The sequence below is a fragment of the Oceanospirillum sp. genome, from assembly GCF_048265165.1.
Lineage (GTDB): Bacteria > Pseudomonadota > Gammaproteobacteria > Pseudomonadales > Halomonadaceae > Oceanospirillum.
In genome coordinates, this window is sequence record NZ_JBLXCD010000006.1 from 153,021 (window position 1) to 169,408 (window position 16,388).

The 16,388-nt window shown below is 48.7% G+C and carries 19 protein-coding genes; 12 read left to right on the forward strand and 7 right to left on the reverse strand.

All coding sequences use genetic code 11. The features are described from left to right. Positions 1-68: 68 nt before the first annotated feature. From ACN0R8_RS12700 to ACN0R8_RS12710, 3 genes are all read right to left on the reverse strand, one after another. The gene (locus ACN0R8_RS12700) at positions 69-1,184 is read right to left on the reverse strand and encodes a 5-(carboxyamino)imidazole ribonucleotide synthase (RefSeq protein WP_417597966.1); all 1,116 of its coding nucleotides are present in this window, start codon (positions 1,182-1,184) and stop codon (positions 69-71) included. 125 nt (positions 1,185-1,309) lie between these two features. Then, positions 1,310-1,798, reverse strand: coding sequence for a 5-(carboxyamino)imidazole ribonucleotide mutase (gene purE / locus ACN0R8_RS12705; protein ID WP_417597968.1), 489 nt, complete (start codon positions 1,796-1,798; stop codon positions 1,310-1,312). Between the two features lie 363 nt (positions 1,799-2,161). Then, positions 2,162-2,824 (reverse strand): carbonic anhydrase, encoded by a 663-nt coding sequence (locus ACN0R8_RS12710; RefSeq protein WP_417597970.1) that lies wholly within the window; start codon positions 2,822-2,824, stop codon positions 2,162-2,164. 272 nt (positions 2,825-3,096) lie between these two features. Here ACN0R8_RS12710 and ACN0R8_RS12715 point away from each other — a divergent pair, with 272 nt between their 5' ends. The 9 genes from ACN0R8_RS12715 to ACN0R8_RS12755 all read left to right on the forward strand — a co-directional run bounded on the left by ACN0R8_RS12715 (position 3,097) and on the right by ACN0R8_RS12755 (position 9,872). Continuing rightward, on the forward strand, positions 3,097-4,065 hold the full coding sequence (locus ACN0R8_RS12715) for a LysR family transcriptional regulator (RefSeq protein WP_417597972.1): 969 nt from the start codon (positions 3,097-3,099) through the stop codon (positions 4,063-4,065). A gap of 212 nt (positions 4,066-4,277) precedes the next feature. Next, positions 4,278-4,835, forward strand: coding sequence for a DJ-1/PfpI family protein (locus ACN0R8_RS12720; protein WP_417597974.1), 558 nt, complete (start codon positions 4,278-4,280; stop codon positions 4,833-4,835). Between the two features lie 16 nt (positions 4,836-4,851). After that, positions 4,852-5,226, forward strand: a complete 375-nt coding sequence (locus tag ACN0R8_RS12725; RefSeq protein ID WP_417597976.1) for a ribbon-helix-helix domain-containing protein — start codon at positions 4,852-4,854, stop codon at positions 5,224-5,226. A gap of 517 nt (positions 5,227-5,743) precedes the next feature. Continuing rightward, the gene (locus ACN0R8_RS12730) at positions 5,744-6,685 is read left to right on the forward strand and encodes a LysR family transcriptional regulator (protein ID WP_417597978.1); all 942 of its coding nucleotides are present in this window, start codon (positions 5,744-5,746) and stop codon (positions 6,683-6,685) included. Between the two features lie 145 nt (positions 6,686-6,830). Continuing rightward, entirely contained in the window at positions 6,831-7,286 is a 456-nt protein-coding gene (locus ACN0R8_RS12735) for a GNAT family N-acetyltransferase (protein WP_417597980.1), read from the forward strand. A gap of 31 nt (positions 7,287-7,317) precedes the next feature. Beyond that, entirely contained in the window at positions 7,318-7,731 is a 414-nt protein-coding gene (locus tag ACN0R8_RS12740) for a hypothetical protein (protein ID WP_417597982.1), read from the forward strand. 29 nt (positions 7,732-7,760) lie between these two features. Next, on the forward strand, positions 7,761-7,901 hold the full coding sequence (locus ACN0R8_RS12745) for a hypothetical protein (protein ID WP_417597984.1): 141 nt from the start codon (positions 7,761-7,763) through the stop codon (positions 7,899-7,901). Between the two features lie 124 nt (positions 7,902-8,025). Beyond that, entirely contained in the window at positions 8,026-8,160 is a 135-nt protein-coding gene (locus ACN0R8_RS12750) for a hypothetical protein (RefSeq protein WP_417597986.1), read from the forward strand. Positions 8,161-8,219: 59 nt separating this feature from the next. Beyond that, positions 8,220-9,872: a P-loop ATPase, Sll1717 family gene (locus ACN0R8_RS12755; protein WP_417597988.1), complete on the forward strand. Its 1,653-nt coding sequence runs from the start codon at positions 8,220-8,222 to the stop codon at positions 9,870-9,872. Here the strand turns inward: ACN0R8_RS12755 and ACN0R8_RS12760 are convergent. Genes ACN0R8_RS12760 through ACN0R8_RS12770 form a run of 3 tightly spaced genes read right to left on the reverse strand, consistent with a single transcriptional unit; the run spans position 9,851 to position 13,311 of the window. After that, positions 9,851-10,855 (reverse strand): alpha-L-glutamate ligase-like protein, encoded by a 1,005-nt coding sequence (locus tag ACN0R8_RS12760; RefSeq protein ID WP_417597990.1) that lies wholly within the window; start codon positions 10,853-10,855, stop codon positions 9,851-9,853. The two genes, ACN0R8_RS12755 and ACN0R8_RS12760, sit on opposite strands and share 22 nt — an antisense overlap. Before the next feature lie 3 nt (positions 10,856-10,858). After that, positions 10,859-12,373: an inactive transglutaminase family protein gene (locus ACN0R8_RS12765; protein ID WP_417598094.1), complete on the reverse strand. Its 1,515-nt coding sequence runs from the start codon at positions 12,371-12,373 to the stop codon at positions 10,859-10,861. A gap of 53 nt (positions 12,374-12,426) precedes the next feature. Further along, entirely contained in the window at positions 12,427-13,311 is an 885-nt protein-coding gene (locus tag ACN0R8_RS12770) for an ATP-dependent zinc protease (RefSeq protein ID WP_417597992.1), read from the reverse strand. 291 nt (positions 13,312-13,602) lie between these two features. Here ACN0R8_RS12770 and ACN0R8_RS12775 point away from each other — a divergent pair, with 291 nt between their 5' ends. Further along, positions 13,603-14,481: a helix-turn-helix domain-containing protein gene (locus ACN0R8_RS12775; RefSeq protein WP_417597994.1), complete on the forward strand. Its 879-nt coding sequence runs from the start codon at positions 13,603-13,605 to the stop codon at positions 14,479-14,481. A 36-nt stretch (positions 14,482-14,517) separates the two neighbouring features. Here ACN0R8_RS12775 and ACN0R8_RS12780 read toward each other — a convergent pair whose 3' ends face one another. Next, positions 14,518-15,159: a LysE family translocator gene (locus ACN0R8_RS12780; RefSeq protein WP_417597996.1), complete on the reverse strand. Its 642-nt coding sequence runs from the start codon at positions 15,157-15,159 to the stop codon at positions 14,518-14,520. 255 nt (positions 15,160-15,414) lie between these two features. Between ACN0R8_RS12780 and ACN0R8_RS12785 the strand changes: the two genes are divergently transcribed. Then, positions 15,415-15,612 carry an Lrp/AsnC ligand binding domain-containing protein gene (locus ACN0R8_RS12785; protein WP_417597998.1) on the forward strand — a complete coding sequence of 66 codons (198 nt, stop codon included), beginning with the start codon at positions 15,415-15,417 and terminating at the stop codon, positions 15,610-15,612. 300 nt (positions 15,613-15,912) lie between these two features. Next, positions 15,913-16,383 (forward strand): bacterioferritin, encoded by a 471-nt coding sequence (bfr, locus tag ACN0R8_RS12790; protein ID WP_417598000.1) that lies wholly within the window; start codon positions 15,913-15,915, stop codon positions 16,381-16,383. The last annotated feature ends 5 nt before the right edge of the window (positions 16,384-16,388 follow it).

A 16,388-nucleotide genomic window follows, 5' to 3' on the forward strand; every position in this document is an offset into this window, starting at 1 on the left:
AAGACAGCCATAAAAAAACCGAACTCATCGAGTTCGGTTTTTTTGCTTAACGCAGTGACACGTAAGGCTTACCCTTCCGGATAAACCTTCTCCAGTGTGGCGTTAATCTGGGCATCCAGATCTTGGTAGCTGTCCGCGACCAGATTGATATGGCCCATCTTGCGGCCTGGGCGCAGGCTCTTGCCGTAGCTGTGCAGCTGCTGGTCGCTGTTGACCAGAACACTGTTGTCCATTTCAACACCCAGCAGGTTCACCATGCCGGTGATCTTCATCGCCTGAGTATTACCCAGCGGTAGGCCAGTGATGGCGCGAATGTGGTTGTTGAACTGGCTGCTGATGCAACCCAGCTGTGTCCAGTGACCGGAGTTGTGTACGCGCGGTGCCATCTCGTTAACCACCAGATGCTCTTTGCCATCAAGGTCGGTAACAAAGAACTCAATGGCTAGAATGCCCACATAGTTGGATGCCGCCAGTAGTTTGTTGGCGATCTCTTCCGCCTGCTGCTGTAGTTCCGGTGTCAGGTTCGGTGCCGGAGCCTTAGAGGTCAGCAGGGTGCCGTCCCGGTGCAGGTTTTCGGTCAGCGGGTAGAAGCAGCTTTCACCTTCGGCGTTGCGAACGGCGATCATGGACACTTCACGCTTGAAGTTAACAAAACCTTCCAGCACACAGTCAAGATTGCACACCTCTTCATCCAGAGCGGCAGCGTCTTCCGCACTTTTGATGCGCCACTGGCCGTAGCCGTCGTAGCCGCCGGTGCAGGTTTTCAGAATCGCCGGATAGCCGATGGCGTCCAGTGCCGCCAGAATCTCCTGGCGGTTGCCGGTGCGACGGTAAGGCGCAACATCAACACCCTGTTCGTTCACCCAGCTTTTTTCCAGGCCGCGGTGGCGGCAGGTTTCCAGCATTTTCGGATCAGGATAAACCGGGCAGAACGCCTGCAGCGCTTTAAGACGATCCGTATCAACCGCTTCTTTCTCAACGGTGATCACGTCCGGCTCGCCTAACGCTTTGTAAAGGGCTTCTGCTTCCGGATACTCTTCATCGTAGATCACATCGCCAAGACTGGTGATAGGGTCAAGGGAATCACCTTGCTGCACCAGATAGCTGAACTGAATGCCCATAGGCCAGGCAGACAACGCCATCATGCGAGCCAATTGGCCGCTACCGACAACGGCAACTTTCATACGTTAATCCTCAAACTTGCATGATGACTCATGCTTTGCATTCTAAAACCTTAATCCTGGTGGCCGCAGGCCTATTTTATTAGGCCTCAACCACAAGCGGACGCCAGGGCGTCCGCTGCAGAGAATCAGTCCGTGATCAGCTCGAAGGCCACGCCGTCTGTCTGCTTCTTGCGGAAGGCGATCAGACGCTCACGCAGAGCATCGTCTTTCATTGCCAGCATCTGAGCCGCCATCAGGCCCGCATTATAAGCACCGGCTTCACCAATCGCCTGAGTGCAAACCGCAACACCCCGTGGCATCTGTACGATAGAGAGGAGGCTATCCATGCCTTTAAGATAGCGGCTGGCAACAGGCACGGCCACAACAGGCAAGTGGGTTTCAGCGGCGATCATGCCCGGCAAGTGAGCTGCACCACCGGCACCGGCGATAATGACTTCGGTGCCTTCTTCGTGGGCACGGGTTGCAAACTCAACCAGTCGCTGTGGGGTTCGGTGGGCAGAAACAACACCTGCAACATATTCAACGCCCAGCGCTTCTAAAGGCTTGGTGGCTTCCTGCATGGTGGCCCAGTCGGACTGAGAACCCATTACGATGGTGACTTTAGCAAATTTCATTACGGTAGCTCTCCGTTTTTATAGTGCAGCCCGACCAGCAACCCGTTCTTAAGTCTCTATCCAGAACTCTTTTTTAAGAGTTAAGAAACTTTAAAAACAATAGCAGCAAGACCTGATCCATCTTGGATAAGGTCGCTGACATAAAGTACGGGCTGAAAATAAAGCTGTTTGTCATAACCAACCTGCCCCTGTGGGCGATCTGTCGTCTGGCAGGTTTAAGGTATTCCTGACAGCGGGGTTGGTTCAGCGAAAAAGAGGCGCACTATTATGCCCTAATTTGAGAAGAGATAAAAATTATTCTGTTTTTAGGTTAAAGCAGGAACAGGCGTTGGCCTGTTCCCGGTAGGGTTTGGCGATATCAAATCAGTTCTGAAGCCGCTCAATCAGGGCAGCGTACTGCTGTTCGAACTCATGGAACTCAGTGTCGTTATGGTTGCAGCAGCGCACGCCTCCAGTTTTGATATTGTAGATCCAGCCATGGATATCAACCTTGCCGGTAGCCAGTTTTGCCGCGACAGCCGGGTGGGTGCGGATATGCTGGACTTGCTGCAGTACGTTTTGCTCAATCGCTTCGTCCAGATGCTCGTGGCCGATACATTCATTGTGGCCGATATCGTGGCGTTCACGCACAATCTCCATGGCGGACCGGCAGTGGCCAAGCCACTCTTTAACATGAGGCAGGCCGTCCAGAGCATTCATATTCAGAGCGCCTTTGATGGCACCGCAGTCGGTATGGCCACAGATGATGATGTGACGCACCCCTAAAACAGCAACGGCGTACTCTACAGAAGCGGTCATACCTCCTGTCTCGTTGCTGTGTGGCGGGATAATGTTGCCAGCATTACGACAGATAAAAAGGTCGCCGGGAACCGTTCCTGTCATCAGATTCGGATCGATACGGGAATCGGAGCAGGTAATAAAGAGAACATCCGGGCTTTGGCCGGAAGCCAAAGTACCAAACAGATCTTTATGTTCAGGGTACACATTCTGGCGAAAATTGAGCACGCCCTTAACAATTTTATCCACGCTGAGCCATCTCCAATGGTTGTTATTATCTTATCGCGGGTGGCACCCGTTTGCTGTTTAAGTGCCGTTCGTCAGTTTAGCTTAGTCTTTACCGCATTAACTGAAGCGGAAAAGTGCAATCTGCAATTTGTGGCGACATTCTCTATCAGGTAGAGGATAGATAAAAATAGATATTATCTAGTTATTGTATAGATGTTTATCTAACATAGGGTTTGTTCATTTTCGCTGACTAAAAGTAGCGGCTATTGTTTTGATCGCTCAGGGGAGAGGTTGTGAAAGAGTCCAGAACTCAGGCCCGGGTAGGGACTTTGCGCCAGTTAGAGATTTTATTGGCGGTTTATCATTCAGGCAGTATTAGTGGCGCAGCAAAAAAATTGCATCTGACGCAGCCGACGGTTTCTATGCAGCTCAGGAAGTTGTCAGAGGGAATGTCGATGCCGCTTTATTATCAGGTTGGGCGTAAACTGAATCTGACAGAAGCGGGTGAGGCTGCGGTTAAAACCGCTATTGAGGTGCTGGGCTGTTTTGAACGCCTTGATATGCAGTTGGCGGGTCTGAAAGGCTTGATGGCAGGTACTTTAAATTTGGCCATTGTGACCACAGCAAAATACTTTATCCCCCATCTGATCGGGGATTTTAGCCGAAAATTCCCTCAGATCGATGGTCGTTTCCACGTGGGGAATCGCCAGCAGATTATTCAGCGACTCCGTTCCGGGGAAGATGATTTCTATGTGTTCAGCCATCCGCCTGATAGCGACAAACTGGATATGATGGCGCTGTTGCCTAACCGATTGCAGGCAATTTCACCCTTGGATCATCCGCTGGCGGCGGGTGCACCTGAACAACAGGTTTCGTTGGAGGCTTTTTGTCAGGCGCCATTTCTGATGCGGGAGGAGGGGTCGGGAACCCGTCATGCAATTGAAGTTCATCTGACCCGCTTAGGCTTGGCACCTAATATCCGTATGACCATAGAGAGTAACGAAGCGATCAAGCACTCGGTGATGTCTGGACTGGGGGTTTCTGTGCTGTCAGAGCACACGTTGGCGTTTGGTGAGCAGCAGGGGCTGGCGGTGCTGAATGTGGAGCATCTGCCGATCGTAACCCACTGGTATCTGGCCTGGCTGAAGGATAAACCGCTATCGCCGGTGGCAAGTGCTTTTCTTGATTACATCAAACAGCCAGGGCGTGAAGGGATCGATTGGCAGGAATCTTCTGACCCTCTCAATGGGGTTTTGTTTTGAGTATAAAGCTTGCCCAGTTACGTCGGTTTGTGGATTTTAACAAAATGTGTCCTGGGCTGCTCAGCCGAACTGGGCCATAGATGACAGAAGCAGGCGACAGGTGACGGCGAAAGAGAAGCAAGATCGCTGCGTAGTATTCCCTTATTACACCTTGTATGGCTGATTATGATTCACTAGAGACGCCATAATCTATTTTAATAAGGAGAATAAAAATGGCTAAAGTACTGATGATTACCGGTGACTTTGTTGAAGATTATGAAAACATGGTGCCATTTCAGGCTCTGATCGCAATGGGGCATGAGGTCAGCGCAGTCTGCCCGAACAAAAAAGCGGGCGATACGATTTCAACCTCTATCCATGACTTTGAGGGTGATCAAACTTATACCGAGAAGCGCGGGCATAATTTTGTTTTAAATGCTGATTTTGAAAGCGTTAAAATGAGTGACTACGACGCGCTGTACTTACCCGGTGGACGGGCACCTGAATACCTGAGATTAAACCCAGCCGTTATCCAGCTGATCCAGCAATTCTTTGAAGCTGATAAGCCTGTTGCTGCAGTCTGTCATGGTGCTCAGTTATTAACTGCAGCCAATGTGATCGAAGGTAAAAAAGTCTCTGCTTACCCCGCCTGCGAGCCAGAAGTGAAAATGGCCGGAGCAACCTACGTTGAGCTGCCGATGGATGACGCTGTCACGGATGGTAAGCTGGTAACAGCACCCGCTTGGCCGGCTCATCCTGCTATGCTAAAACAGTTTGTTGCTTTGTTTTAACTAAAAGGTATTGCGTATGTGCCAGCTCTTCATTAATGCAGATAGCCATCTGTGGTCCAGTCGAACTAAATCATTACGTATTGATGGCGTGGTGACTTCCATCCGTTTGGAAGAGTTTTTCTGGGAAATACTGGAGGAGGTGGCACATCGCGATAGCATGACGGTGGGACAAATGATCAGTAAGTTGTATCTGGAATCTCTGGATGCTGAGCATGATATTGGCAACTTCACATCGTTTTTACGCGTTTGCTGTTCACGTTATCTATCACTGATTGCGGATGGTCAGTTAGAACGTGATGAAAATACGCCTCTGGGTACGGTTGATGCTGGCTCTATCCTGGAAAAAGAGAAACACACCCGAGGACTGCGTCAGTCACGCATCAGCCAATAACTGGCTTAGTACGTCATTTCTGCATTCTTATATAAGGGCGGTTCGTCAGCAGCTGCCTAAAGCACTGTCGCCCTTGGCAGACTTCAAATTTTCCCATCCTCTGCTGTTATGCCATTAACGGCGTTAATACGTGTGCGAGTATCTCAGGTCATGGGATAGTTTTGCATACAGGTGAAAGCTGTACTGAACGTTCTGAAGCGCAAATATCAGAGGTGGATGTATCTGCTGGAGTAACGGGGAGCTGGAATAAGCATGGCTGAGCATCAAAAAAAAAGGCCTGAGTAAAAGGCTTATTTCAGAAAGTCGCTAAACCCTGCTCCGAAACTCGCCTTAAACTCTGGCCGATTGTGCTATTACTGGAAACCGATTAACACCGTCAGACAAGCGTATGATTTGCCTCCAGAAGTGGTGCAAGATTAGTGTGCTTTACGGATAAGGTAAAATTGATATTTTTTCGTTTACCTATAAGCTTTTACTTATAGTTTAATGTTCGTTGATGAGTGTTTAAGGGTGATGCATGCCGCTATCGGTACACAAGCTGACGGGAAGACTGACATTCCGCCAGTTACAGGTCTTTAAAGCTGTTTATGAACAGCGTAGTTACAGCAAGGCGGGTGAGTTGCTTGGCCTGACTCAGCCTGCAGTGAGCAGTCAGGTGCGTCAGCTGGAACAAGCAGTGGATCAGCCTTTATTTGAATATGTGGGCCGCAGGCTTTTCAGTACGGCTGCGGCTGAGCGTTTAGCCGACAGCATTAATCATATTTTTATTGAGCTTTCCAATCTTCAGACTGACCTGGGAGCATTAAAGGGAAATGTTGCCGGAGAGCTGCGGCTGGTGGCGGTGAGTACGGCGCAATATATGGTGCCTTATCTGTTGAAGGGGTTTCTGAATCTTCACCCTAAGATCAATGTCAGTGTAAAGGTGGTAAACCGGGCAACAGCGTTGCAACGGCTGCATGAGAATACGGATGACCTGATTATTATGGGGATGGTGCCGGTTGACCGGGCTCTGGTGTCGTTGCCATTTCTTGATAATGAGTTGGTTCCTGTTGTACCTGAAGGGCATCCGCTGCTGTCACTGGATCGGGTTTCTCCGCAGCGCTTTCTAGACAGTCATCTTCTGGTCCGGGAACCTGGATCAGGTAGCCGTCTGGCTTTAGAGCAGCATTGCCAGCAGAAGCGTTTGAGGTTTAAGCCGGGTATGGAGCTGGGGTCAAATGACTCGGTTAAGCATGGTGTGATTGCAGGCTTGGGAGTTGGTGTGTTGCCCAGGTTGAGTATTCCGGCGGAGCTTGAGTTGGGCCGCCTGAAGGAGGTGTCTCTTGAGGGGTTTCCTTTGAGACGTGACTTTTGCGTGGTACACCCTCAGGCGAAGCATCCGACGCCTGCGATGCAGGCATTTCTGGATTATGTGGGTGAGAACCGTGAAAGATTTGTTTCAGAGTTTCTTGGCGTATAAACTTGCGCGCTTCTTACTCAGGCCCGGATGGAAAACTGCTGTCCCAGTGGCCTGTTTTCTTTCAGATAAGGCCATGTCAGTGTGGTGCTGATATGGCTGTTATGAAGTCTTTTTTGTGAGGCGTTTAATGGGCGCAATGGGTTATATGAATACAATTCGCGCAGGTCGGCCGGATGATATGCAGGCTGTACTGGATATCTGGCTGACCACATCGGTTAAAGCGCATAGCTTTATCTCTGAAGCTTTCTGGCAGGATCAGTTACCGGAAATGGCTGAGGTCTATCTGCCGGCATCTAAGGTTTTTGTCTGTACGGATGATGACACCGGGCAGGTTACCGGGTTTGCTGCTCTGTATGATAACTCGCTGGCGGCGCTTTTTGTTCACCCGGATTTTCAGGGGAGAGGACAGGGCAAAGCGCTGTTACATCATGCGATAGCTTTCAATCGGACGCGTTTGTCGTTGACCGTTTATAAGGCTAATCAGCCCGCCATCGATTTTTATGTTGCCCAAGGGTTTGAAATTGAACGCCGGCAAACAGATCCTCATACCGGCGAGCCGGAATACCTGATGACGCATGTATTGGGCGGTCATTCGCGCTAGTTAGTGGGTTCTTTGTTCAAAGGGAGTTGTTATGGGATTGGTTATCGTACCCCTGATGCTGATGTGGTTTTGGGCCACCGGCTTATCATTACGAATCGGTTATGTGCTGGCGGATGTGAGCGGCTTTTTCCCCTATGTGTTGTTATGCTTGTTGGCGGCGATTTCCGGCGGCTGGCTGTATTCCCGTCTGGTTATGGCGCGCCGAAAGTTCGAAAAAGAACTTTGGGCGTTTCAGTTGATGATCGACTTTACCCTCAACAAGTTCGCCCTTTCAGGTTACACCATTCTGGCAGGTATTTACCTCTTTACCGACCTGACCGTTACCGATGACAACCTGCTTAGCCTGATCTTTATCGGCACTCTGGTGCTGTCATCCGGCACCCTGCTTGGTGTGTTTACCAGTAATGCCTTTATGGATCGCCATAAGATTGAGCGGGCGTATTAGTCCTGACGATTTTCTGAATGGAATCAAACATGACTTCAATAGAAACCGGAAAGCCTGTTCGGGCTTTTCAGGCGCAAGATTTACAGTCCGTACTGGATATCTGGCTTACCGCCTCAATCAAAGCTCACGACTTTATCCCTGAAGCCTTCTGCAGAGGTTTTTGTGTATGAAGAAGAGGGGCGGGTTACGGGATTCAGTGCTTTGTACGACAACACCTTGGCAGCCCTCTTTGTTCATCCTGATTATTAGGGTAAATCCCTGTTGCAGCATCTGATCGCTCAAAGCGAACAACCCTTGTCCTTAAACGTTTATAAGGCCAATCAGCCAAGTGTAGATTTCTATCGCTCGCAGGGATTTGTCATTCGGGAAGAGAGTTGTTGCCAGCATACTGGCGAGCAGGAATACCTGATGGGTAAAACTAATATGTAATCGCTGATATCTTTAGAATGTTGTAGTTTAGACAAATTAAAGTTATCTAAGGAAAGGACATGGATGAAATTATTATTAAAAGGGGGATCAAGTTAGGTGAGCTTGATGCAGAAGCTGACTCTGACCTGCTTGGTGCTTGTTTTGTAGATAATGGCCACTTGGAAGGCTTGTTAGATATAAGTTCTCCTGCTTCTGTGGTTTTGGGGCGAACTGGGTCAGGTAAAAGCGCTCTCCTTTTCAAAATATCTCAACAAGTTGAATATTCTGCTCAGCTTGATCCAAATGACATCTCCATCAGGTTCTTGGAACACTCTAATATTATTCAGTTTTTTAATGAACTAGATGTGAAACTAGACCTTTTTTACAGAATGCTATGGCGGCATTTGCTAACTGTAGAGTTGCTAAAGCTTAGGTATGATCTGCGCACGGAAGCGGAGAATAGGAGTTTTATATCCCGAATAAATAATTGGGTTGGCCGAGATAATATTAAGAATAGAGCTTTAGAGTATTTCACGGATTGGGGCGATAGGTTTTGGTTGGAAACAGATGAGCAGTTACAAGAGCTTACAAGTAAGTTCACTAGAGATGTAAAGAGTAAGCTGGGTAGTAAATTTTGTGATGTCGATATATCTGTTGAAGGGGCTAGGTCTTTATCCGAAGAAGTAAGGAAAGAGATTAAGTCACTAGCGACTCAGTTTGTCAGTGGTATCCAAATTAAAAAACTAAATGAAGTTTTAGATCTTTTGGCTGATTTTGCATTCAATGACCCTCAAAAAAGGTACTACATCCTTATTGATAAGCTAGATGAAGACTGGGCGGAAACTGATACTAGATGTAGATTCATCAGGGCGCTGATTGAAGAAACGAAATCTATGAGGCGCATACCTCAAGTAAAAATTGTTACGGCTCTGAGGCGTGATTTGTTGGACTTAGTTTTTGATAAAACTCGAGACTCTGGATTCCAAGAAGAGAAGTATGAAGCCTATATGGTCCCTCTTATTTGGACCAAGGCAGATTTGAAAAGCTTAATTTCTGCAAGGATTCAGGAGGTTTATCGACGTCAGTATACGTCTCGTAGAGTTATCTTTACTGATGTATTTCCTTCGCAAGTTAAAGGAGAAACTGGTGAGGCTATTGATTATATAGTTGAGCGAACCCTATTCCGGCCTCGTGATGCCATTCAATTCTGTAATGAATGTTTTATTGCGGCTTCAGGACGGCCGCGAGTATCTTGGAGAGCGATATACGCAGCAGAAGCTAGTTACTCAACAAAAAGATTGAAGTCATTGAAAGAGGAATGGTCTGAGTATTACCCGGCACTCGAGTTTTCGTTAGAAATTTTAAGAGGTCTCGCTATACCCTTTACACGCTCTGCACTGAGTGGCGGAAGGTTTGAAGAGGTTGCGATGGAACTTCATGACCAATCTGAAATTGACCCATGTGTCAAAGTAGTAAAAAAAATGTATGCCGCTGGCACTAAGGTGACCGAGTCAGAGGCAGTTAGCCAGCTATTAATGTGTTTCTATCATGTAGGTGTGATTGGAATAAAAATTAGTACAAGAGATACGTTTATTTGGTCTCATATTGATCAGTCTCGGGTCTCTAGGAGTGAGATAAAGCGCGCAAATCAGATCAAAGTTCATAAAATGTTTCGCCATGTATTAGAGTCGACAGAGCCCCGTGATTTTTATCAGTCAGGGAAGCCGAAATAGCTTCTCGAGCATTCCACCCGTTCTTCAGGTGAGTTATGACGGATGCCCTGCTGTGTGAGAGCTTCTATCTTTTGCAGTCGAGGAAGCAGACCTGCGCCATTGGCGGTCTGAATCGCAAGTCCGGGGCGGGCGTTGAGCTCCAGCACCATGGGGCCACGGCTTTTGTCGATGACCATGTCGGTGCCGATATAGCCCAGGCCTGTCATCTCCCAGGCGCTGGCTGCCAGAACTAACAGTTGTTCCCAGTCCGGGATCTCCAATTGATCGAGAGGGCACAGGGTGTCAGGGTGCTGGGTAATTGGATGATCGAACTGTACGGCCCGAACGGCCCTTCCGGTCGCAATATCCAGCCCGACACCCACGGCTCCCTGATGCAGGTTAGCTTTACCATCTGAGCTTGCGGTGGAGCAGCGCATCATCGCCATCACCGGGTAGCCATGGAACACGATAACGCGAATGTCCGGTACGCCTTCGTAGCTGAAGTCGGCAAAACTTTCGTCAAACTCGATCAGGTTTTCTACGACGGCGACATCATTCTTGCCCCCCAGTGAGAAGAGCCCAGCCAGAGTGTTGGTAATATGTCGCTCGACATCCTGACGACTGACAACTGCGCCGGAAGGCTTGGTGTAACAGCCTTCTTTATGGGAGGTTACTACCAAAATGCCTTTGCCACCGGAGCCCTGAGCAGGTTTGATAACAAATCCGGGCCAGTTTTTTACCATCTGATGAATCTTGCGGACATGGACCTGGCTTTCGATAACGCCGATTAGCTCGGGCACCGTTGCTCCGGCTTGCTCAGCGATCAGTTTGGTTTTCAGCTTGTCATCCACTAGGGGGTATTTTGACCGATCGTTATAGCGACTGATAAAGCTATGGTTGCGCTGGTTCATGCCAAGAATGCCCTGCTGGCGCAACTGTTTAGGCACCTGTAGCCAGTCTTTTACGCAAGATACCGCCTGGCTGAAGTGTTGGTGTATTGTCATAGGTCAGTCCTGTGACGGCTTGGCCAGATGGCGGAAGCGGCGCAGTTCACTCAGGCGGTAACCGGTGTAGTTACCCAGTAGCAGAATCAGGGCCAGAATAATCAGCTGCAGCCCGACAAAGTTAAAGGTCAGATGACGGATCAATTCGGAGGTCATCGCCAGATAGACAAGTACAGCGGTAAAGAGCGAACCGCCGCCCTGTACGAAAACCTCTTTTGCACCTTCTTCTTCCCAGAGAATTGACATACGTTCAATGGTCCAGGACAGGATGATCATTGGGAAAAAGGTGATACTCAGACCCTCCAGAAGCCCTACGCGATAAGCAATGACAGTGAATACTGAGATGATCATAATCACGGCAATAATGACGGCGGAGATACGTGCCACCAATAGCAGATTCAGATGGGACAGGTAGCTGCGGATCATCAGTCCGGTGCCTACAATCAGCAGAAAACCGATAATACCGGGGGCCAGTTCTGTCTGCACAAAGGCGACGGCAATCAGTACCGGCATAAAAGTACCTGAGGTTTTAAGGCCGACAATAATGCGCAGAAAGACCACGAGCAGAGCGCCAACCGGAATCAGCATAATGGTTTTGAACATGGCCTGCTCTTCAACCGGCAAGCTGTGGATAGAGAAGTTAAGCAGATCCTCTGCAGTGATTTTCTCCCGGGTTGCTGTTTCCGGTGAAATATCCTGAGCGATCATAGAAAAACTGACATCGGACTGTCGGCCACCAATCACGTCCAGCAGGCTCTGGTATTCATAACTCCAGATCAGGAGGTTGTCCGGTTTACCTTCTGTGCCTGTTTGCGGATTCAACAGCTGCCAGAGCTCTTTATCGTTATCCCACACCTGAACCCAGGGCTGTACACTCTGGCGGCGACGGCCATCTTCCAGTGTCAAGGTTGCAACGGTACGGGCTGGTATTTTCTCCATGGAAAGCAGGCTGACCAGAGCTTCTTCGCGGTTCATGCTGTTCAGCAGTAGTGCGGCATTCTGATTCTGGGGATCATTCAGCTGGCGCACCAGCTCCCGGGCGAGTGTCGGGTTATCTGCAGAGCGTTCCAGTGCATCTTCCAGAATGGAAAGCGCGGCGGTTTGTCTGACATCTTCAAAAAATTGGGGTGTAGGCTCTGTCGGAGGGCGAACCGTATGCTGAGCGCTTGCATCAACCAGAAATCGTGCCTTGTAATAGATCAGCTGCTGATCCTTTGCACTGCGTGTTGACCACTCTGCGCGGCGCTGAAGGCTGTCATCGAGCAAGGCAACACCATAACCCTGTGAGGAGCTGCTTTCATCGGTCAGGATAAAATTGCGTTGATCACTGGGTATTGCCATGGTGACCTTTGCCGGATCACCATTGGCAAGAAATTCAATACGGGCTTCCACTTCCCACTGTTGGCGCTGTTCGCCGGGAAACCAGGGAACACCATAGACCGCATGGCGATAGAGGCTTAGAGCTGTGCCAATGAGAACCAGGCTCATAACAAGCAGATAAAAAGGCAGGCGATTGATCATGACTGTATAGCATCCGCGTGGGTGTATCGGAGAAGATTGACCGATTCAGATCAGGGTTTTTGCTTCGGGTGAATATAAGATTTGCCGACATCAATTAAAGCAATATCCTTAAAAAATTCACGACCTAAAAGAATCTGGAACGTCATTTTGCTACGGTCAGCAAGGGTAAACTCGGCTCGTTCCCTTAAACCACCCACCTGCACCCAGGCCTGAATGACCGGGCGACGTTCTGCGTCTTTAGCTGAAGCCTGGATAATGCGAACCCAGCGGACGACAGGCGCTTCAATCTGTTTGCCTTTACTCTCTTTTGGCTCACTCGTCTGCAGATTTTCTTTTGCTACATCTGTCTGCAGGCTCTCTTTGTTTTCGTCAGCCGGTAAGTTTTCCTTTACTTCATCTACCTGTGGGTTCTCTTTGGTTTCGTCCACCAGTAGATTGAACCGTACCCATTCCTCTCCATTGCGTTCAAAAAAAACAGGGTCAGAGGCATGAATTGATGACGTTGTCGCACCGGAGTCTATCCGGGCCTTAAAATTAGCCTGAGCGGCATCCAGCCAAACCCACTCCTTGCTTCCCAGTATGACTTTGTCCGGGTTGCTGGTGCTCTGAGTGGTATCAGGCGTTTCAGGTTGGCGGAGGGTATCTTTATTTTTCTCTTCAACCAGAACTAATAGTTTATTTTGATTAGCTTTGAGTTGAGAAGTGGCCTGATCGCTTTGTTTGAGCTGTAATTGCAGCTGATCCAGCTGGGTGCTTTGTGCCTGATTTTGCTCTTCAAGATTATTGATTCGCTGTTCAAGGCGGGCATCCAGTGACTGTATCGCCTGCAGCATTGGCTTATCAGAGTTCAGGGTGCAGCCTGCAAGTGTAAATATCGATAGTAATGATAATATCAGGTGAGGCGTGCCGGAGCGGTTAGCGCGTTTAAAACACATAATCCTACATAACTCGTTGTAATGGCTATTGATGATCGTGTTGCTTACTTATGACGGTCAGTCATCGAAAGTGCATTAGTCTACCGGAGTTGCCGGTAGGGTTATAGCTTTATAAAAGGTGTATTTTTTCAGCTAAATTCAGGTTTTTGCCTGAGGTTAGTTTGGGCGGCTTATGCTACCTTTGGGCTGTTACAGAGGGCCGGATCTTGTTGCTTCAGGTCTGCTTTGTGGAGGGGTTCTATAATGGAAGATAACAAAATAAATGCAGATCTTTTCTGAGAGAGCTTAAGTATGTCATCAGCGAATACGCCGATTTTTTGGCGACATAGTCAACTACCTTATATTGAGCTGCGAAGAATCGAAGATGGACGCCGGGTTTGCTATGCGCCTCATACCCATAAGCAATGGTCGATGGGGTTAATTTTGAAAGGGCAAAGTCGGTATCAGATTCAGAAACTGAAAGGTGAAGGCAGAGGTGAGCATAACCATACTATTCAGCAAGGCAGTATGGTGTTTATGAACCCGGATCAGGTGCATGCATGCTCTGCGCTGGATGGCCAGCCCTGGTCCTATGTGATGTTCTATCTGGATTGCGAGTGGCTGGCGCGGTTATCTCGCCATCTTGGACTTCAGCAGGATACTGTCTGGCGGGATATACCGGTTAATCTGCTGGAAGATCCGGGGTTGTTTGCTCGGGTTCAGAGTTTGGCTGAGTGTCTGATTGCTTGCGGTTCAGAGGGTAACATCCGGCACCTTGAAGCTGAGACCGAAAATATTCTCAGTGAGGTGCTACAGGCCTTAGCTGCTTGTACTGAGGATCGATCAGTGGAGTTTTCTGATGCTTTGACTTCTGAGCCTGTGGTTTGTGCCGTTGCTAAGGTTGCCTATCAGCTTGACCAGTGCCCGGAACAGCCTTTGCCGTTGGAACAGATGAGTCGGACAGCAGGTATTACGCCTACTCAGCTGATTCGGGCTTTTAAGAAGTACTATGGTTTGACGCCCCATGCTTATCAGATTAACCGGCGGGTTCAGCTGGGCCAGCAAGCGCTGAAACAAGGGCAGGCTATCGTGGATGTTGCCCTGGGTGCCGGCTTTGCCGATCAACCCCATTTTCAGCGGGTGTTCAAGAAGATCCTGCAGGCTACACCAAACCAGTATCGGATCAGATAGTGCGGTTAAATTGATTTATTCTTATTTTACTGTTGATTAGCCTTCCAGAAGAATCAGACCGCAGCTGAGTATAAGTAACCCGGCGAGCGAGCGATTAATGACCCGCATCATGCCTGCGTTATGCACGTATTGGCGCATAAAGGCTCCGGCGTAAACCCAGCATAAAAGCGACAGCCAGCAGATCGGTAGGTAGATGGCGGCGAAAATCAGTACTTCATTGAGTTCACCGGAGGCGGTGTGAGCTGCTATTCCTGAAGCTGAGGCCAACCAGGCTTTTGGGTTCAGCCATTGCATCCCAGCCCCTGTCATAAAACCCGGTGCTTTTTTCTGATCCTGCTCGCTGATTTCGCCGTTATCTTTAATCAGCAGATAACTCAACCAGAGCAGAAATGCGACCCCACCCCATTGCAGAATCCGGTTCAATGCCGGGAACTCCTGCATCACCTGATACAAGCCCAGGCCGATTGCAATAAACAGCACGACAAAACCCAGTGTCGCCCCTGTGATAAAAATCAGGCCTACCGGTAGCTTATAGCGAGCTCCGCTACTAAGTCCTACCAGGTTTACCGGCCCCGGTGTGATCGAGGCCACCAAAGCAAAAATGGTCATGGATGAGAGCACAGATAGCTCGATGGAGCCTGTACCGGTTAATGAATGAAAGAAAGGGATGTCAGACATGAAGCCTCCGATAACTTGGTGGATTGATTAGATGGAGGCAGTCTGATGGTTACTGGAATCTGAGTATTGAACAAAATTGCGGGTGCCGTTTTATAACTCACTCAAACTTAATCGAATCGCTCCGGCGATAAAAACACTGGAGAAGAGCCATTTCTGAATGCTCTGCCCTGTTTCCGTGATCTTGATTCTGCGGTTGACGATGCACATGCTGGCGGCGATCACTCCGGGCAGGCACCGCTGGAGTTTGAGCAAAGAATGGCGCAAATACCGGAGATTCTGAGCTGTCACAATGTTTCCGGGGACTGTGATTATATTTTGCAGATTGTAGCGAAGGATCTGGAAAGTTACGGTGACTTTGTCCGGGATCAGTTGCGCGTTTTGCCAGGTATCACAGCGATCCGTTCCAGCCTTGCTTTGAGGGAAGTTAAGACAGGCTATCGGCTGCCGGTTTGAGCTTTGGTTTTTGATGGCCGTTTTAAGCGGAATAAAGTTCTTTCTCAAAAGAGAATAACACTCCTCTGGTAAGTGTTTATGTTTAAGAATGGAAACACTTCTTGTTAACCCAAAGTGATTGATTTAATTGGGATAAATTTGAAATATAAGCTGAAATAAACTCGTAATTTGTTATTGCATTGACTATAAGTAATGCAAGACTGACATTTAGCTGCACAGGCTGTAGCAGATGTATAAAGCACTTAATGATGTATAAGCACTTAATAGTTAAAGTACTCGACAATAGACGAGGGTAGATCGATGAAAGCTGATGCAGGTGTTGTCACCGAGTTAAACTCCGCCTTGAAAGGGCAGCTAACCGTGATTAACCAGACATTTCTTCACGCCCGTATGGCGAAAAACTGGGGGTTGGAAGAGCTCAATAGTCATGAGTACAAGGCCTCTATTAAATCAATGAAGCTGGCTGACGATCTGATTGAGCGTATTTTATTTCTGGAAGCCTTGCCAGGTATGCAGGCGTTGAATCGTCTTTATATCGGTGAAAATATTCCGGAAATGCTCTCCGGTGACGTAAAGGTGCATACGGAGGTTCGTGATCAGCTGTTGACTGCGATTGAGGTGATGGAAAAAGCACAGGATTACGTATCCCGTGACCTGCTGACCGAAATCCTGGAAGAAACAGAAGAGCAGATCGACTGGATCGAAACTCAGCAGTGGCAGATCGAAAATGCCGGTATTCAGAACTATCTTGCTGCACAGATGGAAGATTAGGGGGA

Bases quoted from the DNA above. Each gene is read 5' to 3' on its own strand.
- ACN0R8_RS12700 (WP_417597966.1), bottom strand. From the start codon at position 1,184: ATGAAAGTTGCCGTTGTCGGTAGCGGCCAATTGGCTCGCATGATGGCG.
- purE (WP_417597968.1), bottom strand. From the start codon at position 1,798: ATGAAATTTGCTAAAGTCACCATCGTAATGGGTTCTCAGTCCGACTGG.
- ACN0R8_RS12720 (WP_417597974.1), top strand. From the start codon at position 4,278: ATGGCTAAAGTACTGATGATTACCGGTGACTTTGTTGAAGATTATGAA.
- ACN0R8_RS12725 (WP_417597976.1), top strand. From the start codon at position 4,852: ATGTGCCAGCTCTTCATTAATGCAGATAGCCATCTGTGGTCCAGTCGA.
- ACN0R8_RS12730 (WP_417597978.1), top strand. From the start codon at position 5,744: ATGCCGCTATCGGTACACAAGCTGACGGGAAGACTGACATTCCGCCAG.
- ACN0R8_RS12735 (WP_417597980.1), top strand. From the start codon at position 6,831: ATGAATACAATTCGCGCAGGTCGGCCGGATGATATGCAGGCTGTACTG.
- ACN0R8_RS12740 (WP_417597982.1), top strand. From the start codon at position 7,318: ATGGGATTGGTTATCGTACCCCTGATGCTGATGTGGTTTTGGGCCACC.
- ACN0R8_RS12745 (WP_417597984.1), top strand. From the start codon at position 7,761: ATGACTTCAATAGAAACCGGAAAGCCTGTTCGGGCTTTTCAGGCGCAA.
- ACN0R8_RS12755 (WP_417597988.1), top strand. From the start codon at position 8,220: ATGGATGAAATTATTATTAAAAGGGGGATCAAGTTAGGTGAGCTTGAT.
- ACN0R8_RS12760 (WP_417597990.1), bottom strand. From the start codon at position 10,855: ATGACAATACACCAACACTTCAGCCAGGCGGTATCTTGCGTAAAAGAC.
- ACN0R8_RS12770 (WP_417597992.1), bottom strand. From the start codon at position 13,311: ATGTGTTTTAAACGCGCTAACCGCTCCGGCACGCCTCACCTGATATTA.
- ACN0R8_RS12775 (WP_417597994.1), top strand. From the start codon at position 13,603: ATGTCATCAGCGAATACGCCGATTTTTTGGCGACATAGTCAACTACCT.
- ACN0R8_RS12780 (WP_417597996.1), bottom strand. From the start codon at position 15,159: ATGTCTGACATCCCTTTCTTTCATTCATTAACCGGTACAGGCTCCATC.
- ACN0R8_RS12785 (WP_417597998.1), top strand. From the start codon at position 15,415: ATGGCGCAAATACCGGAGATTCTGAGCTGTCACAATGTTTCCGGGGAC.
- bfr (WP_417598000.1), top strand. From the start codon at position 15,913: ATGAAAGCTGATGCAGGTGTTGTCACCGAGTTAAACTCCGCCTTGAAA.